Origin of the sequence: Nitrosomonas aestuarii, from assembly GCF_003046585.1 — a bacterium.
Classification (GTDB): Bacteria; Pseudomonadota; Gammaproteobacteria; order Burkholderiales; family Nitrosomonadaceae; genus Nitrosomonas; species Nitrosomonas aestuarii.
On sequence record NZ_QAAE01000014.1, the window covers coordinates 1 to 24,800 of the forward strand.

General features: G+C 42.2%; 16 protein-coding genes. 6 read left to right on the forward strand and 10 right to left on the reverse strand.

All coding sequences use genetic code 11. The features are described 5' to 3' along the window. Positions 1-154 precede the first annotated feature (154 nt). The 3 genes from C8R11_RS11560 (at position 155) to C8R11_RS11575 (ending at position 3,980) form a co-directional block, all read left to right on the forward strand. A complete protein-coding gene (locus tag C8R11_RS11560; RefSeq protein ID WP_244907651.1) occupies positions 155-826 on the forward strand; it encodes a hypothetical protein in 672 nt (223 codons plus the stop codon). Between the two features lie 693 nt (positions 827-1,519). Then, positions 1,520-1,939 (forward strand): copper resistance CopC family protein, encoded by a 420-nt coding sequence (locus C8R11_RS11570; protein ID WP_107795841.1) that lies wholly within the window; start codon positions 1,520-1,522, stop codon positions 1,937-1,939. A 4-nt stretch (positions 1,940-1,943) separates the two neighbouring features. Beyond that, positions 1,944-3,980 (forward strand): CopD family protein, encoded by a 2,037-nt coding sequence (locus C8R11_RS11575; protein WP_107795842.1) that lies wholly within the window; start codon positions 1,944-1,946, stop codon positions 3,978-3,980. Positions 3,981-4,061: 81 nt separating this feature from the next. Here the strand turns inward: C8R11_RS11575 and C8R11_RS11580 are convergent, their stop codons facing one another. From C8R11_RS11580 to C8R11_RS11625, 10 genes are all read right to left on the reverse strand, one after another. Then, the gene (locus tag C8R11_RS11580) at positions 4,062-6,977 is read right to left on the reverse strand and encodes a bifunctional diguanylate cyclase/phosphodiesterase (RefSeq protein WP_107795843.1); all 2,916 of its coding nucleotides are present in this window, start codon (positions 6,975-6,977) and stop codon (positions 4,062-4,064) included. Between the two features lie 14 nt (positions 6,978-6,991). Continuing rightward, on the reverse strand, positions 6,992-8,320 hold the full coding sequence (locus tag C8R11_RS11585) for a porin family protein (protein WP_107795844.1): 1,329 nt from the start codon (positions 8,318-8,320) through the stop codon (positions 6,992-6,994). Further along, on the reverse strand, positions 8,301-8,729 hold the full coding sequence (locus tag C8R11_RS11590) for a hypothetical protein (RefSeq protein ID WP_244907652.1): 429 nt from the start codon (positions 8,727-8,729) through the stop codon (positions 8,301-8,303). The genes C8R11_RS11585 and C8R11_RS11590 overlap by 20 nt, the downstream gene beginning before the upstream one ends. Positions 8,730-8,749: 20 nt before the next feature. Then, positions 8,750-9,565: a PEP-CTERM/exosortase system-associated acyltransferase gene (locus tag C8R11_RS11595; protein WP_107795845.1), complete on the reverse strand. Its 816-nt coding sequence runs from the start codon at positions 9,563-9,565 to the stop codon at positions 8,750-8,752. 41 nt (positions 9,566-9,606) lie between these two features. After that, positions 9,607-11,451 (reverse strand): asparagine synthetase B family protein, encoded by a 1,845-nt coding sequence (locus C8R11_RS11600; protein WP_107795846.1) that lies wholly within the window; start codon positions 11,449-11,451, stop codon positions 9,607-9,609. A 127-nt stretch (positions 11,452-11,578) separates the two neighbouring features. Continuing rightward, positions 11,579-12,814 (reverse strand): pyridoxal-dependent decarboxylase, exosortase A system-associated, encoded by a 1,236-nt coding sequence (locus C8R11_RS11605; protein WP_107795847.1) that lies wholly within the window; start codon positions 12,812-12,814, stop codon positions 11,579-11,581. Continuing rightward, positions 12,811-14,397: an acyl-CoA ligase (AMP-forming), exosortase A system-associated gene (locus tag C8R11_RS11610; RefSeq protein WP_107795848.1), complete on the reverse strand. Its 1,587-nt coding sequence runs from the start codon at positions 14,395-14,397 to the stop codon at positions 12,811-12,813. The genes C8R11_RS11605 and C8R11_RS11610 overlap by 4 nt, the downstream gene beginning before the upstream one ends. 79 nt (positions 14,398-14,476) lie before the next feature. Then, entirely contained in the window at positions 14,477-15,835 is a 1,359-nt protein-coding gene (gene prsR / locus C8R11_RS11615) for a PEP-CTERM-box response regulator transcription factor (RefSeq protein WP_107795849.1), read from the reverse strand. A 502-nt stretch (positions 15,836-16,337) separates the two neighbouring features. After that, the gene (gene prsK / locus C8R11_RS11620) at positions 16,338-18,419 is read right to left on the reverse strand and encodes an XrtA/PEP-CTERM system histidine kinase PrsK (protein ID WP_107795850.1); all 2,082 of its coding nucleotides are present in this window, start codon (positions 18,417-18,419) and stop codon (positions 16,338-16,340) included. Between the two features lie 21 nt (positions 18,420-18,440). Continuing rightward, positions 18,441-19,838: a TIGR03013 family XrtA/PEP-CTERM system glycosyltransferase gene (locus C8R11_RS11625; protein ID WP_107795851.1), complete on the reverse strand. Its 1,398-nt coding sequence runs from the start codon at positions 19,836-19,838 to the stop codon at positions 18,441-18,443. A gap of 487 nt (positions 19,839-20,325) precedes the next feature. On the opposite strand from C8R11_RS11625, the gene C8R11_RS11630 reads away from it, so the two are divergent. Genes C8R11_RS11630 through C8R11_RS11640 form a run of 3 tightly spaced genes read left to right on the forward strand, consistent with a single transcriptional unit; the run spans position 20,326 to position 24,652 of the window. Then, positions 20,326-20,991, forward strand: a complete 666-nt coding sequence (locus C8R11_RS11630; protein WP_107795852.1) for an ABC transporter ATP-binding protein — start codon at positions 20,326-20,328, stop codon at positions 20,989-20,991. Then, entirely contained in the window at positions 20,988-23,549 is a 2,562-nt protein-coding gene (locus tag C8R11_RS11635; RefSeq protein WP_107795853.1) for an FtsX-like permease family protein, read from the forward strand. The genes C8R11_RS11630 and C8R11_RS11635 overlap by 4 nt, the downstream gene beginning before the upstream one ends. Next, a complete protein-coding gene (locus tag C8R11_RS11640; RefSeq protein WP_107795854.1) occupies positions 23,549-24,652 on the forward strand; it encodes a lipocalin-like domain-containing protein in 1,104 nt (367 codons plus the stop codon). Before C8R11_RS11635 ends, C8R11_RS11640 begins: the two co-directional genes overlap by 1 nt. Positions 24,653-24,800 lie beyond the last annotated feature (148 nt).

A 24,800-nucleotide genomic window follows, 5' to 3' on the forward strand; every position in this document is an offset into this window, starting at 1 on the left:
TATATTAACAGTATTGCTGGCGCTGTAATTCCAGTCTTTACCAGACTCTAAAAGCAGGTTAGTAACAACGCCGGTACACCACTGTCGCAAGACAGCCGGTGTACCGGTTTTTTTATTGAGAAGGAATAAAATAAAACGCAAGGCACCGCATAAGATGCAGGAAAAGGGACAAACAAAAAGCAAGCAGAGTACAGACAAATGTAAGGAACCAGTGCTGTGCTCTGGTCAGGAGGAAACAGGTGTGTTTAGGCGAGCCAGTAAAATAGGTGCAGCAATAATAGTATTGATCGCGGCGTTATATACAGGCGCAGTATTTGCGCATGGAAAAGAGGCTTTGGAAGATGATAGCTGTATGCGCCGCATCGGTGAAAACATGATTCATTTAAGTGTATACCAGCCGCAGGTAGATGAAGCAGGGCATTATTGTACTGACATACCTGCATCGGGTAATACCGTGCTGGTTGTAGATCTGGTTGATCCGCTGCTGCGGGAGGTACCGATAGGAGTGAAACTGATACGAGGCAGTAATGAAGAAGGGGATGTTATTGCGAATATACGAACAGATATATATGCTGATGGCGTCATCAATACACAACAGGTATTGGATGAAGGCAGGCATGTTTTGGTAATAACAGCCGATGGAATGCCTCCCTTAAAGTATCTATATCATTTGCGAGTTGAGATGATCAACTATGCGGATGTATTCAGGGCTACGATAGGCCCCGTGGTTGGATTGCTGTTGACCATGTTAATTGGATACAAGTTATTCAAATCCAAACGCTTTAAGAACTGGATGGCAAGCCGAAGAGATAAGAAAACAGCGTAGTAATAAAATCTTTAAACTGCTCTGGACAAACAGAGGCGCGTTGTTGTACTAGATAGATGTAAGTAATTAATTAAGTAATTATTGTTGTATTCAAAGAAAACTCAATGCAATGCTTTTGCATTGGTGTTCCTGCCAATAAAACAGTATTCCTGCCAGGTAGGAACTGCAAAACAGTTAGTCGATGGCTGTGATTTGCTCGCAAATCACTTTTTATCATCAAACAGTGCTTAATGAAAAATTGGTTGGTCAAGTTTCGATTGAAAGTGCTATTTGATGTGATGGATTGCGCGTTTATAATGGTAAGGTGGATGTGAAATGTTAAAAGCATTTTCCTGTATTTTAGGGTGATAATGAATTTGACGGTGACCATCACTCTTGAGTTTTGTTAAACGAAGACACACAAAGTTTAACGACGTTTCCGTTACTTTTGAGTTGCATTTAAAAGAGCCTCAATGGCATTGGAGGAACAGTCGGGTGAACCAGCCCAGGAAACCATGTCGTGATTCATTAAATATTATAATTTCAATTAGGCTAGAGCTTTAAAATTAGTGCGAGTATCTAATAGGACTATATGCAGCCATTGTGAAAATTATCTATAATCAATTTCGATAAACATCATGCGAAAGGAACTCGTTCTGTCATTTCAAATCAAAACTGTTTTCAACAAAGGCTTTTATTAAAAATGCGATAAAAATGGAAAATAAAATGCAAATAAAAAAATATATTGAGATAGCAATAAAAAGAACTTTGAAGCTAACAACATGTTTTTGCCTGTGCTTATTGTTAATACAAGTGCCTAACGTGTTTGCGCATGCATCTTTAGTAAAATCTGACCCGCCACGCAGAGCCTCTCTTTCCGAATCGCCATCCCAAATACAACTGTGGTTCAGTGAGGAAATTGAAGCCGCCTATGCATCCGTAGTTGTTCTTGATTCAAATGATAACAATGTCACAAATTATGAGCCTCAAGCTGCGGAGGGTGATCTGAAATCTATCATACTAGCAGTGCCAGAATTAGAACCAGGTGGTTATAAAGTACAATTTCGTGTCTTATCGGTAGATGGACATGTTGTTGAATCAAGCTATGGTTTTAGAATAAAAAATACTCACTGATGAAATGTTAGAAATTATTGCGGCTGCCGCTCGTTGGTTCCAATTGGCGGCAAATTTGATTTTATTGGGTAGTTGCGTTTTTTTAGTTGTTGCAGGTGCAGACAAAAGTACTTATACAGAGCAATGGGTTGAAAGGTTAGAAAGATTATTTCCAAAACTGGCCATAAGTATTGTTATCGGACTTATTGTTATTCTTGCTGCAACGATTGGATTAGTTACTGGTGAAATAGACAATATCCTGCAATTAGAGATTTGGATTGATTTCATCAGTAACACCCGGACCGGTCAAATATGGGGTTTTCATGTGGCTTCTGCCATTTTGTTAACCGTAACTGTTCTTTATCTGCTAAAAAAAACCAGAACGCGTTGGCGCTACATAGTATGCGCATTGATGGCAATGTTTCCATTAGTTGTTGGCGCCATGGTCAGCCATGTGGCTGCTGAAGGTCTAACAGTTCTTAGTTTTTTGCCTTATGCGCTACATATCATCTTGGCAGGTGTCTGGCTAGGAGGCCTACCTGCATTACTGTTGTTGAAATATACATATGTAAAGCAAGTTAAAAGTAAAAAATCAAGCCTTCAGGATGTTGGGATACTAAAACGATTTTCAGCAATGGCTCTGCCTGTTATGTCATTTATTATAATAACGGGGATTGTCGTGGGAGATCATATTTTTGACGGTGATTATGCCGCACTGGTGGCATCCCCATATGGTTGGTTACTTAACACTAAGCTGTTGTTATTGTGCATTGTTCTGATCATTGCTTCAAGTGTGCGCTCATATTGGCTACCATTGTTTTCCAATAGCCAAAATAGCCAAGAGACACAAAAAAGTGCGATCGGAATGCGAAAATGGGTACGGATAGAATTTCTGTTTGCTATGCTATTAGTGTTGGTTGCAACGATTCTTGCAAATAATACGACTCCAGCTAAGCATGTCATCATAGAAGAGTGGCCTTTTCCCTTTCGCTTTTCAATTATCGCAACATGGGGTGCCGAAAATGTTGCATTGCAAGTATGGAGTGGAATAGCAATTGCCGTTTTAGCTGTGTGCGTCTTGTATTTTGGTCGAGTGGCAAATTGGGGTATGAAACGGTTGGTTACGATTCCTGCAGTACTCATTATTTCTGGGATGGCAGTAGCGCTTCCGCCATTGACTATAGAAGCGTATCCTGAAACTTATCAAAAACCGCCAGTTCCTTTTGATGCAATTTCAATTTCGTATGGCGCGGAACTTTATTCGGAATATTGTATAGACTGTCATGGACATCAGGGCAAGGGGAATGGAATCAAAGCAAGGACATTATCGACTATAGTGCCGGATATGCTAACCGAACCACATACTGTAGAGCATACACCCGGTGATTTTTATCACTGGATAACATTTGGCATGAAAAATACCGACATGCCTGGCTATGCTGATAAATTGTCAGAGGAAGAACGTTGGGATTTGGTCAATTATGTGTATGCTTTGTCACGCGGCTATCAAGCGCGTGTTTTATCACCTGAAATCATACCTAACAGAGCAAACGTTCAACCACCCTTATTTTCCTTCTCTACACATGATGGTACAAGAGGCATTCTCCAGGATTTCCGCGATCAGAAATCTGTGTTGCTGGTGATTTTTACATGGCCACAATCTGCAGACAGAATTGGACAACTTAAGAAAAATTATGAAAAACTCAAGGCACAAGATATTGCAATTCTAGCTGTTCCCGCAAAGAAATTATCGTCGGAAGAGCTGGTTGAAATTTCTCAAGATTCACCTTCACCTTTTCCTTTGGTGACACAAGGCGCTGAAGAGATAGTGCAAAGTTATGCCCTATCACGCCGCACTTTGAGTCATCCAGACTTATTAGGTCGTGGGTCAGTTCCGGATCATATGGAATTCCTAATTGATCGAAATGGTTATTTACGTGCACGATGGATTCCTTCGGCTGAGGAGTCCGGATGGAGTGATATTGAATTACTTGTAGAACAAGTAAAATTATTGAATAAAGAAAATTTAAGTATTTCCGCTGCGCATGAGTTTATTCGATAAATATTCGTGACATTTTGGAAGGCTTTGGAACCTATAAATCTACGGACATTATTTGAAAAATGACACTAAGTTAAACCTTTTTCATCGTTCCGGAAGATCACTCTGTTGGAAATAGTTGTTATAGGGCGCTGGTTTACCGATATAGTATCCTTGTACATAGTCGATTTTCATTTTTTTGAGTTGTAAAAAGACTTGTTCGTTTTCGACAAATTCGGCAGTTATTTTTTTGCCAAAACCGCTTGCTACATTACACAAAGCGTTAACCAGAATTCTGTCATCGCTATTTTCTGTAATATTGCGTATAAATGACCCATCAATTTTAACTGCGTCTACTGGAAGTTCTCTTAAATAATAGAAAGATGAAAAGCCAACGCCAAAATCATCCAGCACAAACCCACAGCCCAGTTCTTTAATCTCTTTCATAAGGATTCGTGCCCCTGGTAGATTTTCCAATGCAGCGGTTTCGGTAATTTCAAACATAAGTGTTTTGGGATCTACTTCGTGGCTTATCAATTCTTGCTTGATAATTGGCAATAATTCTGGATCATTAAATGCATGTGCTGATAAGTTAATCGAGAAGCTGATTTTGTGTTTTCCACTTTGATTGATTTTTGCGGCCTGAGTAATGGCTTTCCGTAAAACCAGGTGATCAATTGAATGTATTAGTCCAGTATGCTCTGCTGCTGAAATAAACCCGGCAGGAGACAAGATGGAACCGTCTGAATCAAGCATACGCAGCAGCACTTCATAGTGCTTTATTTCGTGCGTCTGAATATCCATGATTGGCTGTAAGTACAGTATAAAACTGTCATGCAAAAGTGCATATTCAATTTTTTCTTTCCAGTACACGAGGGTTTGCACGCGCTCACGACTGCGATCTTCGTTAGAAAACAAATACCATGCGTTGCGTCCGGTGTCTTTAGCCTGATACATGGCTAAATCTGCCGCAGCCAGTAAATCGTGTACATTCTCGCCATGTTCAGGAAAAATCGCAATTCCTACACTTGCTGAGACCTTATGCGTGCGGCTATTAATTGTTAACTGTGTTTCATTGAGGTGCGTAAGAATTTTTTTGGCAACCTCGATGGCGCCCCCTGTGCTTATTTCGGGTAGAATTACAGCGAATTCATCACCGCCTAAACGCCCAGATATGTCATCCGACCGAATTGTGCGCAGTAACATACCTGCGACCATCCTGAGTAGTGCATCACCGGCTTGATGGCCACTTGTGTCGTTAATGTATTTAAAACGATCAAGGTCGAAAAAGAGTAAAGCACCTGCGTGTTGATATCGATCAGACCGACTAATTGCCTGTTCAAGTTCTTCGCTAAAGCGGCGTCGATTATAAAGATTAGTCAAAGGATCGTGGTCAGCTAACCAAGCCAGATGACCTTCAACCCGCTTATATTCGGTAACATCAAGACCTACCGATAAGATTGATGGATCGTCAGTAGAGTTCCAGGACAGGCGTGAATGCAACCAGGCAACATGACGCGTTGTGCCATCTTTGCAGTGTGTGATGGCTTCGTGACGTAATTGATCTCTTAATCCTCTGTTTATTTCATCCAGATGCACGGATAAATCTTGAGAATCATAATCGGAAACGAGAATGTTTAAAAACGGCGTGTCCTGCAGTTCTTTTTCAGAGTAAAAAGTTAGCATTTCACCATAGGCATTCATAGAAATAATTTTGCCATGTGCGTTTTGCGTGAGAACAATGACCTGGGCCGTGTCAAGTAGGTTGGCAACAAAGTCTCTTTCTTTGCTGAGTGTATCCTTCTGCTCAATGAGCAGCTTAGTCCGAGAAGATACTTTATGCTCTAAGTCCTCAAGCTGTATTGATAACTTAACAGCTGCGTCGTAAAGCATATCGATTTCGTCTCTAAATAATTGTTTTTTCTTTGTCTGTGCGAGTGAAAAGCGGAAATCTTCAAAGTGTCCACTCGATAATAAAGGTAAGGTATATGAAACATCTTTTAGGCGTGAGAGTAAGCGCGTAAAAATACCAAATAATAGAAACTCTGAAATGACAAGTCCCAGCAAACCAATCAATGCAATTGTCCAGATTGATTCATGAATATTGTTGACAACTGAAGTGACATCTGAAATGACTACCAGATGTGCTTCATCTGCATTAACTGATTGTAATGGAAAAAGCTTAATTTGATGATAATTGTTTTTCCAATTAATCTGGATAATCTCTCTGAGAGCATCCATGGAAGAGAACATTGCTGCGGCATGTTTTAAAATTTCGTAACTTTCATTTTTATTGGTAAATGCTGCAATATAAATATCCCACGGCTCGATATATAAAGTATTTGTAGTCTGGTTAGAGTCATGCAGCAATAAACCGATTTCAGCGCCTGATATGCGTCTGAATGCCAAGAGTGCATCTGCCAGAGAGATACCAATAACGTCGATACCTCTGGTTTTTCCTTCTATCAACAGCGGTGCCACTGTGAGCTGAATACAGCTTTTTCTACAAAGTAATGGGTTGATCGGGACTTCATCCTGATTCACCTGTCTGACCCACTCCAGAATAATCTCGTCATCACTATGATTGGGTTCGGCAACGCCCCAATCAGCTGTTAGTTCATTTGAGGCATTGTAAAAACGAACAAATTCAACACCATTATGAAAATGCAATAAGGTCCAATGCTGCTCAAATATCTCATTGATTTTATCCTTGTCATCGGTCAACAAAGCTTCAGTCATTCCATCCAGATAAGGAATTGTCTCGGCTTGTTGGCGGAGTCCGCGTGACAATCTTTCAATCAGGCTATTAATTTCTCGCGAATAACGTTGATATTCGATGTCGCGCTGGTTATCAAAATTAGTAATTAATCCCAAATAACTGACGGAGCAAAACAATAAAACAACCGCCAGTAAAATAAGGCTGCTTAAAGATGTAATTTTCCATTTAAAGCTAAGGAATGTACGTTCCTTAGTGCCAGATACCTGCTCAATATTCGCTTCTTTTTTGATAACTTGTGACATCAGATTGCTTAGGTCTAGAAACGGAAGGAGAGTTGTGCTGCAAAAAGATCCCACTCTTTAACTGTTGACCCGGGAGTATTATCCAATCCTGAAAGCCAGCCTGTTCCGTTTACATGATGATATTCCAATCGCGCCATGATCTGGGGGGTAATATTCCAACGCAGCCCGACTGTTATATCCTTGGCAAAACGGGAATGCGCCGGTGCTGAACCAAACCCGCGATCTTGCCGCCATTGGACAAATTCGCTTCCATCTCGATCATTCCGGTCTGCGTAATAGACATCATAGCGTAAAAGCGCCTCCCATTTATGATTAAAACGATAAACACCCTGAAAATAAAAGCTTTCGCCAGTTGTATTATTGGCTTGTTCGTCAAACCTGGGGTCGCCGAAATTTTTAAAATCCAAGCGTCGAAGCGCATACTCCGCAGTTAGACTCCAGCGTTCAGCATTGTATTGAGCGGACAGATATAGTGGTGAGAAGGAAAACGCTCCGGGTGTGAAGCGATCATTTATTCCCGGCTTGTAGTCAACATTGAGCCAGATGCCGCTGATCGCCAGGCGCAGGCGTGAATCGTGACTTTCATAAATTCCTCGTCCAATAATCGATGTTTCAGGTGTTAATTTTCCCTCTGGCGAGTGAGCAAAAATAGCATACTCGGTTTCCCTATCTTTGACTAATGGTCGCCATACGCCAAATTGTACCGAAAAATTGCCAATTGTCGGATGCGATGTTTCACCGTAGAGCTGTACCGAATCTCCGGATAAGCCCAAGTTACGCGTTCGATCAAAATAAATAGATTGTGGCAGCAAAATGCTGGGGCGGGTAAAAGCAACATCGCGCGTATCATTATAAAAACCAAATGGATTTTTTAATCTTCCTACGCGTATGCCAAACTGATGCGTTTCATGCGAGAAAAGCCTGTAGTCCAAAAAACCGAAATCCAGGCGAGGTTCTCCGGCGGTTCCCCCTTCTCCGGCACGGCGGGATAGCATTTGTCCAGATAATTGCAATCTTGGAAGTGGCCTGAACAGCGCGTTTAATCCAACTTCCGTAAAGCCAAAGCTGCCACCCTGGTCTGTATTGCCAAAAACATCATTATCTGACGTGGCAATAAATGCTTGGCTGGCAAAACCTTGTATCTGGAAGTTATCCCACATATTTTTAACTTTGGGCCAGGTTGATGTGGCTGCATCATTGTTTTTGTAATGGATGTCCTCCTTTTTATCTTGAGCGTATGCTGATAAGTTGAATCCCAGTAAACATGCCAGAAGGGCGAGCAGAGCAAGATTAGGCGGCCCTAAAGAAACATTAATTAATCGATTATTTAATTTTGAGCACATGGAGGTCATTATTTATATAAACGGTTTCTAAATATCCAATGGCGCCTGGTGTATTTGCTATTTTTTTCAGCATTTCTTCATTTGAAGATACCCTGATCGGTGCCTGGCCAGTGCCGGAGAATACCAATCGATCCCAGGTGGAACGTAACTGATAGGGAAAAACGCTCAATTTCTCTTTTGCAAAATCATTGTGCAGAGGGTGATCATCCGGTAATACAAAAACTTTAATTAAGTGGCCATTAGGCCAGGTTTTCATACGCATGCTGAAAATGGCTCGTAGCACATTTACAGAAATTGTTTCTTGATGTATGTCTGGATGTGCTACGACCTCATAATGTCCATTTGCTTGTGCTTTACCAACCGCCAGAAGTAGCAGAATACAATATAAAATTGATTTGACTCTAGACATGTGGTTTTTATAGATATATTTTATTTATTCTTGGGTGCCGAGGCTCGGGAAAGGGGGTTTTTTTCATACGAGTGTATATGAGAAGGTATATATCTGCCTTGATCAGTCAAGATTTCCCAGACATCGTGGTTGTCACTATAAATTCTGTCTAGGACGTCTATATTTTTTACGAAATAAGGTTGTCGAAGCCCATGACACTCAACAAGTGGGCCAATCGGTATAAAGTCTAATCCCGAGAAGCAGAGCAGTCTGTTTAAAGAGGGATTCATGAATGATAACCAGTTCTTAACGTCGTGTTGAGCGCTCATTTGTACAACTGCAGCCATTAGAATCAAAGTGATATTGATCGAAGTCCGCCGCTCTTTTTTTATGGCAGTGCCGTCCAGGTTACTGTCATGAGTATTGGCTTCATTTTGTTTTGCTTGCTGGAAATAGCAATCACCTTTACGTCGTTGAAATTCTTTGATAACGAGAAAACGTGATATTTCCACTGTGTTCTGGCGAGAAATGTTGTTTTTACTAAAAAATTCGGCGTCGAGCTGTGTATATGCTTCAACCGGGAATGGTTTATCCGAATTCTCAGGATCCGGTAAAACCAAGCGTACAGTGCCGATAAATTTTCCAGTCGAACGATGCTTCAGTAATGCATGTGTAGAATGACTGTCATAGGTGTCTTTTTCAAGTTTGTCAGGATAAAGCGATTGATCAAATCCAGGGATACGTTCTTCCGTACATAAAACTTGATAACGTATACTATATACTTCGTTCTTTAATTCGGGCGTATCCGCTATCACAATTTCAAAAAAATTTTTATATGCATCATATAATTGGTTCATCAATGCGCTAACCTCAAATTTTGTTTTGGAGTGCGTGGCATTTACTTATATCTTGATTTATGCCATTGTTCCAGCATCATTAATATCCAGATCATGGTGCCATGATATCCTGCGTGCTCACTTAAGTGCTGCTCAAGTAATTTGTCAATAAAGTCCGTCCGGATTATATTACGTGACTTTAGATCTGTAAGGCTGTCAGCTGCCAATGCTTTAAGCTGTGGATGCGTCTGTAACCAAACCCCAAAGGGCAGACCGAATCCATGCTTTTGTTTGATGATGATCTCATGAGGCAAAAAGTCCTTTAATGCTTCTTTAAAAAAAAATCGTAACTTAGTTCCCTTGACTTTGTAATCCGGTCTGAGTTGGGAAGAAAAGGCTACCATCTCATCACTAATCAGTGGAAACGCGACATCGATTTGCGCAAGCTCACATGCTTTAACGACTTTAGGTAGATCATTGTCAGCAAGTGTGAATTGCCAGTCATATGCCAACATACGGTTAATTAGGTTATTGGTGTGAGCCTGATGATAGATTTCATTGTTTAATGATTCAGGAAAGGTGGTGTCAACATGTGCAAGAAATTCAGTTGTGAAAACAGAAGCGAAACCATGACGTATAAGTAGGTTATAAGTATCCATGCGTGCAGGCATAGGTATTGCTGCCTGTTCTATATAACGGTATGATTTTCGGATGAATGGTGGCAGTTTTTTCCCTGAGGCACTTTTTGCCCAGGGTTCTAGGATTCTTTTTTGTAAAAAAGAAGGCAGGTATTCATATAGTGAAAACAAATATTGTTTTGCGTAGCGTTCGTTTCCGCCAAACAGTTCATCACCGCCATCGCCTCCCAGGATTCTACTGAGCCCATCTTCTTTTGCCATGTGCGCACAAAAATAAGCAGGTATGGCAGAGGCATTGCCAAAAGGCTGATCAAAAATAGCGGCTATTTCGGGTATTGCCGTTACTACATCGTCGGGCGTTACATAGTATTCATGATGCCGGGTTGAGAAATGGCGCGCTGCAATGCGTGCATATTCCATTTCATCATATCCATTGGCTTCAAAGCCAATGGAATAGGTTGATGCAGGTTCTCCTGTGACTTCGCTGAGAATACCCGCTATCGTTGAGCTATCAGTTCCTCCGCTCAAGAAAGCGCCAACTGTTTCGTTGCCTATAGCATCGCGTACGCTGGACCGTAATATAGTATGCAGTTCAAATTTGAGTTCTTCAAAAGAACGTCCTTTGAGTTCGTTAAAACTTGGTTTCCAGTATTTATTTGTCTTAATCTCATTGTGTTGAAAAGTAAGATATTCTCCCGGTAATAAACGGCGCAGGTTTTTATAGATGGTTCCCGGACTCGGAATCATATGAAAGTGTATGTAATTAAACATATTCTGAGCATCGATCTCGGATTCGGTGTATGGGTGCCGAATGATAGCATCTAACGACGAAGAAAAAATTAAGTGCCCTCCACTTGCCTGGTAAGCCAGTGATCTTGTGCCCATACGATCAACTGCGAGAATAAACTGGTTCTTATTTTCATCCAAAACACATACCGTAAATTCACCGGCAATCTCGGTTAACACTTTTTCGCCATTAATTCTCCAGTTTTCCAAAAAGGATTTGGCGATATTCTGTGAGTCAGAATCTTGACCGAATTGGGTATTTATAAATCTAATTTGCCCCCATAAACCAACGATAATGCCCTGGTCCTGACAAGTATGTACGCTGTTAGGCCGCCCTATCACAGCAAGCGCAGATCTTTTACCGAAAAGCATTTGAACCGAGTGGCTGTCATGCTGCACAATTGGTTTAGTCATTTCCTCAAGAAGAGCGCGTCTCTCAATGATCGTCATATTGCAGCCTGTCCAACCGCATATACCCCCCATGCTGATCTCCTAATATTTTATTTTTTATTAATTTGGCTCATTATAGATTGACTATTCGTTTTAATTATAATCAATTGTTTGATGGCGTTACGATTAATGAAAATGAGCGTGATTTTTTATTTAATGACTAAACCATGATTTCTATTGGTACAGGATGGCCGAGAAATGCTGTAGGACTTGCTGTGAGTCCGTAAGCACCTGACTGTAAAACAACAACAAGATCATTTTCCTCTGCCTGTGTCATTTCCATTTGATCAGCCAGTAAATCTAAAGGTGTACATAATGGACCCACGACAGTAACAATTTCTTTTTGGGCGTCTTGTACTTTGTTACCAATCATAACCGGATAATTTTTACGAATGACCTGGCCAAAATTACCTGTCGCAGCCAGATGATGATGCAAGCCACCATCAGTGACTAAAAAAGTTCTCCCTCTGGATTGCTTGCGCTCAATAACACGGCACACATAAATACCTGCCTCAGCGACCATGTATCGGCCAAGTTCAATAACAATTTGCGCCTCGGGCAATTGTTGTCTGACTGCTGGCAAAAGATTATGTAGATGCTTGCCAATAGATTGAATGTCCAAGGGTTCTTCACCTGAGAAGTAGGGTATGCCAAATCCACCGCCTATGTTTAATAAACGAACCGGTGCAGGTGCATTTTCAGCCAGTCTCATGCTCAATTGCAATGTTTTTTCGTGTGTTTCCTTAATAGCTTCTGCCTTCAGGTTCTGTGAACCGCTGAAAATATGGTAACCTACAAAATTCAAACCAAGCTGGCCAATTTGTGTCTGCATGGTTGATGCAAGCTCAGCATCTACACCAAATTGCTTGGGGCCGCCACCCATTTTCATGCCCGATGATTTGAGTTCAAAGTCAGGATTAATGCGGATTGCAACATTAGGGCGAATACCGAGTCGTTCTCCCAGTTTTGCAATCAGAAGCATTTCCCTTTCTGATTCCATGTTCAAAACAATACCAGCTGCAATTGCACAAGATAGTTCATGTTCTGTTTTTCCAGGTCCTGCAAAGCTGATTCGTTCTGCCGGCATGGTGGTGTCTAACGCAACGTGCATTTCACCAACAGAAGCTACATCAATACCATCAACTAAGCCTGCTAAATGTTGTACGACTGCCGGCATAGGATTGGCTTTCATCGCATAATGCAAATGAACTTCATCGGGGAGTGATTGCCGCAGCAGTCGAATACGTTCTGTGATTTTTTGCCGGTCATAAGCATAAAAAGGCGTTTTGCCGACCCGTTGCGCCAAGCGTGTAAGGGGCATGCCACCTATCATCATGCAGTTGTCATTTACAGTAAATTGAGTAAGCGCTGTATGCTTCGGTTGAGAGCGTGTCATGAGTTGTTTTCTATAAATATATTTTGCATTTCCTGAAACAGGGATTTTCTGTCAATCTTGCCGTTTGGGCTTCTAGGTAAATTGTTTTCGCGAATTTCGATATGACTGGGCAGCATAAAGGCTGGCAGGCGGTGTTTGCAGGCGGTCAGTAAATCTTCTGCTTCCAGTTGCTCACCCTCACGTGGTGTTGCAATAACCAAAATGGCCTGTCCAAGTACTGGATGTGGCACACCAACCGCAACTGCTTCTCCTACAGTCTCGGTTGCGTAGATGACTTCTTCAATTTCAGTTGGACTTACTCGATACCCCGAAGTCTTAATCATTTCATCACGGCGGCCTATGAAGTAAAAAAAACCTTCATCATCCACGCGCACAGTATCACCCGACCAAACTGCAAGTTCTGGGATAGTTAAGCCATTTTGGCGCGAGATAATGGGTTTGAAACAGGCGGCTGTTTTTTCGGCATCGTTCCAATATCCCATGGAAACAAGAGCGCCGCGGTGTACCAGTTCTCCCGGTTCTCCCGGTACACAATGTGAACCATCTTCTCTTAAGATCAGTATTTCAGCATTGGGAATTGCCTTACCAATTGAATCGGGATGCCGATCAATTTCTTCAGGTGGAAGATACGTTGAACGAAAAGCCTCTGTAAGACCGTACATTAGAAAAACCTGGGTTTTGGGCAAAGCGTTACGAAGCTGGTCGAGCGTGGTACGCGGCATTGCGCCGCCAGAATTTGTAATGTAGCGTAACGATTTGACTTTGTCCCAATTCAATTGGGCTAATTGAATCCAAAGCGGCGGAACTGCTGCAAGACCGCTGATATTTTCTTTTTCGACAGTCCGGATAATATCTCTCGGCAGTAAGTAATTCATCAAAACGCTGGTCGCACCGACATGAAATGCAGTTGTCAGTTGGCTAAGCCCGTAGTCAAAGCTGAGCGGCAATACAGACAAGATTCGGTCATCTGGCCGGTTCTCAAGGTATTCTGCAACGCTTTTTGCGCCGGCAACAATATTGCGGTGTGATAGTACGACACCCTTGGGTTTTCCAGTACTGCCCGAAGTATAAAGAATGGCGGCCATATCGCCATCAATGACGCGGCTGGGTTTGAGTAACGAGTGAGCAGAAAGCATATCTGCCCAAGATACAATGTTGAGCCCGGCGATTTTTGCAAGATCTTCTTTGTCATCGACAATGATAACTGTGTGAAGATCATGACAGGATGGCAGAACTTCAGTCAACAGCTTTAATCTTTCTGCCGAAGTAACTAAAATGCGTACATTGCAGTCTGCCAGGATATAACTGACCTGCGCGGGCTTTAAAAGTGGGTTGACCGGTACGAAAACGCCCCCTGCAGCATTTGCTGCGAATAAAGTGCTGACGGACTCTAAACGTTTTTCCAGATATACTGCAAGGCGTTCATTGCGGCCTAATCCCACGCTCAGGAAGCCAGTTGCTAATTGTTCTATTTCATCGGCAAGGACTTCATAATTCTTTTTCTGACCCTGGAATGATAACGCTTCAGCATCTGGCGTATGATTTGCAGATTGATAAATCAAGTGATGAACTAAATTAACCATCTTGGTTCTCTTTGAAAACGTTTAAGAATGCTGTGATGTTTAAAAACTGCGTTATCGTAACGCTATATGTGTGTTACGTCTATCTAAGACCGCATCGACTCATTAAGTCATAAATCGTAGGACGGCTAACACCAAGTAATTTGGCTGCTTGGGCAACATTTCCATCGGCTCTTGCCAATGCTTTGACGAGTGCTCTACATTCCTCTTGTTCGCGTATCGTTTTGAGATTCAGCGGTTCTACTGAAGAATCAGTTGTTTTGAGACCCAAATCTTGTGCTGTGATACTCGAATCTTCAGCCATAATAACAGCGCGTCTGACGCAGTTTTCGACTTCACGTACATTCCCGATCCACTGATGCTTTTCAATTGCAGCTAATGCTTCTTGACTGAAGTTTAGTGTTGCTTTTCTTTCTTTGGCGCAGAACTTGTTTTTAAAATGGTGCGCAAGCAGTAACGCATCGCCAACTCTGTCTCTTAGTGGCGGAATTGTAATTACAATTTCGCTGAGGCGATAATAAAGATCCTCGCGAAACCGTCCTTCTTCCATTAATTTGGTAAGATCCTGGTGTGTGGCGCAAACAATCCTGACATCTACTGGCACTTCTTCACGTCCCCCAATGCGTTCAATGACTCTTTCCTGAAGGAAACGCAAAAGCTTTGCTTGCAGTTGAAAGGGCAGGTCGCCCACTTCATCAAGGAAAAAAGTTCCGCTGTCTGCCAGCTCAATTTTACCGAGTGTCTGTTTTGAAGCACCTGTAAACGCACCTTTTTCATAGCCAAATAACTCGCTTTCTAACAGCGATTCAGGAATGGCTGCACAATTTATGGCAATAAAGCGATTGTCTTTTCTCGCGCTCAACGTATGTAAAGCTCTAGCCAATACTTCCTTGCCCGTACCACTTTCACCCAGAAGCATTACTGTTACATCGGATGAAGCCATCTTTTCAATGTTACGACATGCCTTTAAAAGTTCGGGATCGCGAGTTATCAGGCCTTCAATTGGGGAATTACTTTGGGTTAGGCTTAAACGACGGTTTTCCTGTTGTATGGTATGTAAATAGAATGCCCGTTCTACTACCAGTTTTAACATCTCTGGATCAAATGGTTTCTGGTGAAAGTCATATGCACCCATTTCGATGGCCTTCAATGCATTGGCATGATTCTGGTTGCCTGTCAGAACGATTATTTTTGTGTCTGGCGCCATAGCGAGGATTTGTTGCAGTGTGGCAAGTCCTTCGGAAGCACCATCCGGATCGGGAGGTAATCCTAAATCCATGGTAATTACCGCAGGCTCGTGTCGTCTAACCTTGGTTAATGCGCTTTCCCGGTCAGATGCTGCGCTCACTTCATAATTATCAAAATTCCAACGTAGTTGTTTTTGTAAACCGAGGTCATCTTCAATAATCAATAGTTTCTTTTTTTCCCGATTTCCTGACATACTTTTACCTGTTTGTGATTTCTGAACTGTAGTTTGATAAATGTATTGCTTTATATATGTTGTATGTAGATTATTCCTGCAGTATCAAGGTAAAATATTTGCCGATCTTCTTTTTTGAAAATTTGAATTCGGACTAGCAAGTTGTTGATACACACCAAGTTTGCGAATATGACGTTAACATTAATTTAACAGGTTGTTATACTATTTACGTTGCCTTTCAATTTAAAACAAGCAAGTGTAAGGCGCTGATTTATTATGTATGAGGTCAGATTTGCCTGCCTGGAAAACATTTTTCAATGACCAGCTAAATGCTGGCGACTTATGCAAATATAGTTTTTAGCCAGTTTCAGTGCGATATTCCGTTCTTGTGAAAAATTCCAACAACATGCTCAATATTTTCTGTAACTCTAAACACTACGTTTAGTATTCTACAGTTGACCGCTTAGATTCTTTTATTCGAACAAGCATGTTAGTTGACTTTTAATTGATAGTTTAAGTGATTTTATGCGCAGTTGCTTGTGTGGGTCGGGTCAAGCAATTTTAAAGTAATATAAAATGTGGTACCTATTGATTCCTGAGTCGATACATCCATTTTTCCGCCTAGTTCCTGTATATATTCTCTACTTTCAAAAACACCGATACCCATACCTGCCGATTTTGTAGACTCAAATGGTATAAAAAGACGATCCTGAACAAATTTCTCACTCATTCCATGCCCTGTATCCTGTACTTCGATAGTCGCTTCGGAGTTTTGGCAGTATAAACGGATTTTAACAGAGCCTTTTTTTGGTGTGGCTTCAATCGCATTTTGCACGATGTGGCTAATGACACGTTTCAAACGTGACCGATCTGCAGAAATATAGAGTTCAGTCGAAGTGGTTTCAAATACCGGTTTTGGTTCGAAAATGGATTTACTCTCAACAATTTCTTGTAATAATTGATTCAGGGGAATTTGATCTGGCTTATCCTGAGAACTGCCGTTACTCAGCTTTTCGAGTAGTCGCTTCATTTTGCCAATTGATAGATTAACCGTTTGAATCATGTCTTCCTGAAATTCAGGGTTGTTTTTATGTTTCTGTGCATTCGACAATAAAAGCGAGAGTTGAAAAATCAGGTTTTTTAAATCATGTACCACAAAAGTTGACATGCGATTAAAAGATTCAAATTGACGTGCGATCATGAGCGCCTGTGATGCCGATTCTTGTGCAAGGTAGCTAGTGGCCTGCTTACCCGCAACCTTGAGCAGATCTCTGATTTCCCAATTAAGTTTGATTTTGCTTCTTGGCTTCATTAATACAACAAAACCAAATAAATTGCTGTGCTGTATTAATGGAATAACAAACCAGGCATCCGTTATATTAAGAAGCCAATGCGGGGTGACCAAGGGTGCGTATTTTAAGGGATTTGCTTGATATTCTTTCAAATCAATGACCCAATCCCTTTGTTCCAGGAACTCACACAGCGAACTGTCGGCTTCTTCCGTTTCCTTGATTAAGCACATATTCCATTGCTGGACTGGAATAAACTGACCTGCATCATGCCTCAGCCATAATCCGCCTCCAGGGCTTTCGACTAATTGGGCCAGCGATTGAATGACACGTTCTTTGAGTGCTCCTTTTTCTTCTGATAAGGTGTGAGTAAATCGTAACCATTCTTCCCTATAATCATAGTTATAGCTATAAAAATGTTTGCTGATGAAAACTTTTAACCATGAGCGGATAGTGCCAGAAAATAAGATACCTACGAGCAGGATGATGGCGCCGAACAAAAAGCTCATTTGCAATACAATGCCCCATTTACCTCCCGAGAACCGAAGATAATAACCAGCGCCGGCCATAATGAGCAGGTAAATGGCCGTGCCAAATAAGGCAGCTGTATAAAAGATCATTTGACGGGAAACAGCAATACCAACTGTCCATTTTGGATTACGTGCTGCCGACACAGCAATTAGTGGTACTGCCAGGGCGTTGATAATACCCCTTGCAGTCCAGATATCAAAATTAACGCTTCTAAATAACAGCGCATCACTGAACAGATAGAAGTCATATATAAATATCGCTCCAATACCCAGACAGATAAATTTGATTCCCCAGCGTTTTTCAGGCGGTGTATTTCGGTAGAATTGCTCTATAAGAATGATGCCGATAATAGCCGTTACCACGCAACCTATGATCCCGGTAAGCGCCTGGATAGGCATGCCTGGTACAAAAGACCCGTCTTGATAGGTGTATAGTGCGTAACAAATAAAAAAAAGATACGCTAAAGCAATGAATAATACCGAGCTTCTGATTCGTGGCGTTGACGAATTGATAGTTGTTTGCTGAAAGGGGCCTATTAATACTATGAGAAATGTTGACCAGCCGGCATTTCTCAGCAATTCCAGCATGTTGGTTAAAGCCGTAAAAGAATAGCCCCATGTAATGTTAACAACAACCGCTGTCGCCCATGTTGCTGATAGCAAACAAGCGATGGCCAGCATCATGCCGTACAATCGGCCACGCCAGCTTGTCAATAACAGCGTGGATATGAAAAAAAAAGCGATTGCTGCCGCTGAATAACTGATGGTTGCAATATTAGTCAACATAGTCTTTTTGCAGGAAGGTGATTATCTGCTGCCTTTGCCCAGCAATACGACTTCAACGGTAAGAATGAGGATGAGTACGTCAAGAAACAGACTATGATTTTTGACATAATATAAATCATATTGTAGTTTCTCAATCGCATCTTCAACAGAGGATCCATAAGGGTATCGAACCTGTGCCCAGCCTGTAATGCCGGGTTTGACGCTGTGTCGTACGTTATAGTAAGGTACTTGCGCGCTAAGCATGTCGACAAAATAAGGGCGTTCAGGGCGCGGTCCAACAAAACTCATTTCGTTCTTTAATACGTTGACTATTTGGGGTAACTCATCAATACGTAATTTGCGGATAACATTACCTGTTTTGGTAATGCGGGGATCATCAGTGGTGGCCCATTGCGGTTTTTTATTCTTTTCAGCATTCTTGCGCATACTGCGGAATTTCAGCACCATAAAAGTCTCCCCATTCTTTCCAACTCTTTCTTGCCGATAAAAAATAGGAAAACCATCTTCCAATAGAATCAACAATGCTGTAATCAGCATAATAGGTAAAGTGACAGCGAGCAGGGTGAGGCTGGATATCAAATCAAAAATTCTTTTAATGGTTGATCGTAGGAGGCTTTGGTCAAATCCGCCACCCAGAACCAGCCAGCTAGGATATAAGGAATCCATTCGAATGTGACCGTATTCTCTTTCAAAGTATGTTGCGATATCCATGACTCTGATACCGTGCATTTTACACTCCAGTAATTCTTGAATGGGAAAGTAACCACCTCTTCTTTCCTGGGGAGCGATAATGATTTCCTCAGCTTTATATTGTTCAACCAGAGATACCAGGGAATGCTTACCGGTAATGACTAAAGAAGCTGGAACCCGACGTTCTTCACCAGGGAACGGAACAAACCCGACAATTTTCTGCCGACGGTATTCTGAGCTCTCTCCATTATGGGTAATGAGATCGTTTGCATTTTTTCCAATTCCCAGCACTAACGTACGAGGCCTCAAAATGCTAATGTTTAGCCATCTATATAAAATTGCTCTAGCGAGTAGAATTTCAAAAAAAGACAGCACCATGACGAGGAGTAATGTGCCGCGACTTAAATATGTTTCCGGGAAAATATAAAATGTCAACGTCATTAATCCAAAACACAGCACTGTGGAAGGCATGAGCCGGAAAAGAATTGTATTGATACTGCGTTGTGTTTCCAGGAGATACATGCCCATGGCCGCCATACTGATTATCATGACAGACACATAAATCAATGCTTCTGAGCGTGAGGCGTTATAAAAATCAAAATTAAGCGCGTCCCATTCTGCCTGCCGAAGAATAATTCCACCAAAAAAAGCGGTCAACAAAAGTAATAAATCAATACTGATGATTAAAACAGAAAATTTAGGAATATATATGTTACTGATTTTGTACAACTTTACTCTCCAGCTCTATGTAAAAATATGGTTTCAATCTTTAAGGCGGTGTTAGCCCCAATATTGCACAAAGAATAACGGCAATTCTTTATAATTCAGTTGTTTTAATTATTGTGATTGCGATTGAAAACGATAAAGTGTACCCAAGAATGATTTAATTTTCTAGGATGCCTTTCGACAATAGATTGTTTTGTATAAAGTATGTCAATCGGCGCAAATTAGGGAGGTAGTGTGTACCAAATAATTGAAAATGTTACTTTTGACTGGTTTTCTTGCCATAATCATGGTTTTCGTCCGTATTTTTGTGATTCCGAGTGTTATTGAGTAATAATAGCAATTAATGAAACCTGAATCATACCTGAATGTTATTCAAACAACGCATTGCTTGATGCGATTTCGATATGGCTCAGAGAATTCCTGTATTGCTGGGTTTGTATTTGATATTGGCCAGCTTTCGTATTAAACCAGAATCTGGTCTAGGTAATTTATGCTTGAACTACGATATATCAATAAAGCCTATGCCGAAAATCGGCAAGTACTTTGCAATCTGTCTTTTGCCTTGAAATCAGGTGAATATGTTGCGATTATGGGTGAATCCGGTGTGGGTAAGTCGACTTTGCTGAACCTTGTCGCGGGTCTGGATAAGCCAGATTCGGGGGAAGTGCTGATTGAGGGAATTGAAATTTCAAGACTCGACGATGAGGCTGTCACGCTGTTGCGACGTCAAGTATTCGGTTTTATATTCCAGGCGTTTCACGTTTTGCCGCACTTGACGCTCAGTCAAAATATTGCATTGCCTCTGTTGTTGAATCATATCTCCGATGATCGTGTAAATAAAATGCTGGCTGAAGTCGGTTTGCAAGGCCGAGGTGATCATTTTCCACGTCAATTGTCGGGCGGTGAGTTGCAGCGGGTGGCCATAGCGCGTGCATTGGTTCATCGTCCCAAACTTGTACTGGCTGATGAACCAACGGGTAATCTTGATCCTGATACGGCTCATGATGTTCTTCAACTGATGCGTGATGAAATTAAGAGAAATGGTGCTTCCGGTATACTCGTTACCCATTCGCATGCCGCTGCGGCTACAGCCGATCGTGTTTTGATTTTGACCAAACAAGGCTTGCAACCAGCTGAAAAAGTCAAATCTATATGAAAGCCGCATCTTTGACCACTTGGCTTTTACTGAGTGAATGGCGGGCACGCTTTGTGCAGTTGATTGTTGCGGTTATGGCGATTGCGCTTGGGGTGGCCCTGGGATTTTCGATTCACCTGATCAATACCGCGGCTTTTAATGAATTTTCTGCTGCCAGTAAAAGTCTTTCGGGTCAGTCGGATTTGCAAGTTTATGGTACACGAGGCCTGTTTGACGAGTCGCTTTACCCCAGACTGGCACAATACGAAGGTGTCAAGCTGGCCAATCCGGTGCTTGAATTCACTGCGATTGTGCCGGATAAACTGGAAAGCAGAAATAATCATAAGCTGAGAATACTCGGAATAGACATGTTCAGGGCGGCAAACATGTCGCCCGATTTGCTGGGTGTGCCGGCTGAAGATAAATTGATGGATGGTCTGGCTGATGATGCAATTTTTTTATCGCCCGCTGCTAAGGAATGGCTACAGGTTAGACAGGGCGATATCCTGCGTCTAAATGTGGGCATGCAGTCCATAGCATTACGCGTTGCAGGTGGATTGACGCGTGCGCGTGCCGGTCAACGAGTTGCAATCATGGATATTGGCGCGGCGCAATGGCATTTCCAATACCTGGGACTCCTTTCCCGGATTGAACTTAAACTCGATGCAGGTGTTCGACACGCAATCTTTAAAGAAAAATTGCAGAAAGAATTGGGGGCGCAATTCTTTGTAGCTGAAATTGTTGATCAGGAGGCGCGTGTTGCCAATATGTCGCGCGCCTATCGTGTCAATTTGAACATGCTGGCACTGGTGGCGTTGTTTACGGGGGCATTTCTGGTTTTCTCCACACAGGCATTGTCGGTCATTCGACGTCGTAGTCAGTTTGCGCTGTTACGGGTACTCGGCTTCACGCAGCGACAATTATTGCGACAAATGGTGATGGAAGGTTTTGTCCTGGGGGCCATAGGTTCTCTAGCAGGGTTAGCTGTAGGATACAGTTTTGCAGCGCTAGCAATCAAATTGTTAGGTGGAGATCTCGGCAGTGGTTTCTTTCCTGGGATACAACCAAGCCTTTATTTGAGCCCGATAGCAGCTTTAGTATATTTTTTTGTGGGGTTAGGCGTTACTTTACTGGGGAGCATTTTGCCAGTATTGGAAGCAGTGCGGGCCAGGCCCGCTGTGGTACTTAAACCTGGCAGTCAAGACAGCGCCATGGAGCGTCTGTCAACACCCTGGCCAGCAATGATTTGCTTGTCTGCCGGAATTCTATCGACACAATTGCCACCGATTCATGAATTACCGGTGTTCGGTTATCTGGCGATTGCTTTATTACTGATTGGTGGTATTTCATTAATGCCACGTTTTGCTGTCTGGGCTTTTTCATTTTGGATGCGTATTGTGAACGGCTTCATCAGTCGTGGCCGATTGAATGCGGTATCACTCATGATATTTGCACGTTTGGCCAATGCACCCAATCAGGCCTCAATTGCGTTGAGTGGTGTGCTGGCCAGTTTCAGTTTGATGGTGGCAATGGCGATCATGGTATTGAGTTTTCGAGTGTCGGTTGATAACTGGCTTGAATATGTATTGCCGGCGGACCTCTATGTGCGCGCAGCTGACAGTGGTAATCAAGGTGGTTTTCAAAGTGTTGAGCAACAAATCATGACAGCCTTGCCGGGATTTGCACGCATTGATTTTTTTCGTGTGCAGCAACTGGTTCTGGATCCGAATCGACCGGAAATTACTTTATTTGCACGCCCAATTGATAATGCGAATCCTGGTAATACCTTACCCTTAATAGGGGAGATGATGGAGCAGACTCAATGGCCCAAAGACAGCAGACCCTTATGGGTATCTGAAGCGATGGTTGATTTGTATGGCTATACAGTCGGTAAACAGGTAATGATACCGATCGGTAATATGTTGCGTGAGTTCACTGTTGTCGGTATCTGGCGTGATTATGGACGACAGTTTGGTGCTGTACAAATGCAGTTGTCGGATTATCAGATGCTGTCTAATGATTTGAGTATCAATACAGTCGCCTTATGGTTGCAATCGCAAACCACGATGACCGATGCCTATGCGACATTACAACAGTTACCGTTCAGTGATGCACTGGAAATTACTCAATCACAAGCGATACGCGCCAAAAGCCTGGAAATTTTCGATCGCAGCTTTGCCGTTACTTATTTGCTGGAAGTGATTGCTGTAGTGATCGGCTTGTTAGGTGTGGCGGCTAGTTTTTCTGCGCAGACACTTGCGAGGAAAAATGAATTTGGCATGTTGCGCCATATCGGCGTTACCCGTCGGCAGATTTTGGCCATGTTGGCCGCTGAAGGCACCCTGTTGACATTGCTGGGGGTTGCGATCGGATTTATGCTGGGATGGGCCATTAGTCTGATACTGATTTTTATCGTCAATCCGCAATCTTTCCATTGGACCATGCAGCTTCACATGCCATGGAGCTGGTTAATACTGATAGCAGGTATTTTGCTGGTTTCGGCATCAATGACGGCTCTGACTGCAGGACGGCGCGCTGTTTCAGCAAATGTTATCCGTGCCGTGAAGGAGGATTGGTAATGCAAAATGACAGATACAAGCAGTATATTTTTATAGCGCTGATTTTGTTGGCAGCCTGGCTTGCGTTCCCAGTTTCGCAGCTATTGGCAGAGGGCCCGCGCTATAAACAAGTTGTTCCTCACTATGATCTTACATTTCCGCAAGATTATGGCGCACATCCCGACTTTCGCATTGAGTGGTGGTATGTGACGGGTTGGTTGGAAACAAGCGAAAAAAAACCGCTGGGGTTCCAGATAACATTCTTTCGTCCATCTACTGGCCATAATCCAGAGAATCCGAGTCAGTTCGCGCCAAAACAACTGATCATCGGACATGCGGCCTTGTCTGACCCTGCTGTGGGTCGTCTGATTTATGATGAAAAAACAGCGCGCGCAGGTTTTGGTTTGGCTTATGCCCGTGAAGGAGATACTGATGTGAAACTGGATGACTGGTATTTCGTTCGTAGTCCGGATGGAAGTTATACAACAGAGGTACAGGCAGATAAATTTGGGCTGCATTTGACGCTTAAACCGTCACAATCACTTATGTTACAAGGCAAAAAAGGATTTTCACGTAAAGGACCTGATATAGAACAGGCCAGCTATTATTACAGTAAGCCTCATTTGCAAGTATCTGGCATCATCAGACATCAAGGGCAAACATTAACCGTGAAAGGTCATGCCTGGCTTGATCATGAATGGTCATCAGAACTCTTGGACTCCCGAGCAGATGGATGGGACTGGGTAAGTGTTAATTTAGATGATGGTTCTGCATTGATGGCTTTTCAGATACGCGGGAAAAATGATAAGAAACTGTGGGCTTACGCTAAGTTGCGAGATGCTAATGGTCATGAAATCCTTTTTGCTCCAGAGCAAGTAGAATTTATACCGGTGCGCACCTGGCAGTCTCCACATACCAATGCAACATATCCAGTCGAGATGCGTATTCGTACGGACAAAACTGAATGGCGATTGATGCCATTGTTTGATGATCAGGAGCTGGATTCTCGTAGTTCAACAGGTGCCGTTTATTGGGAAGGTGCCGTAACTGTTTTTCGTGATGAGCAAAAAGTGGGACGGGGCTATTTGGAATTAACCGGTTATGTGGAGTCTTTAGATTTGTAAAATTATTTGTTTAGTTTATAATCATTGCATTACAATCCAAACTTAAAAAAAATATTAATATGGTTTTGATTTTTGTAAACTATAAAAAAGCATCATAATCAATGGTTTTTTTAAGGAATGCAAAGCGATCAGAACAAATAAAATGTCA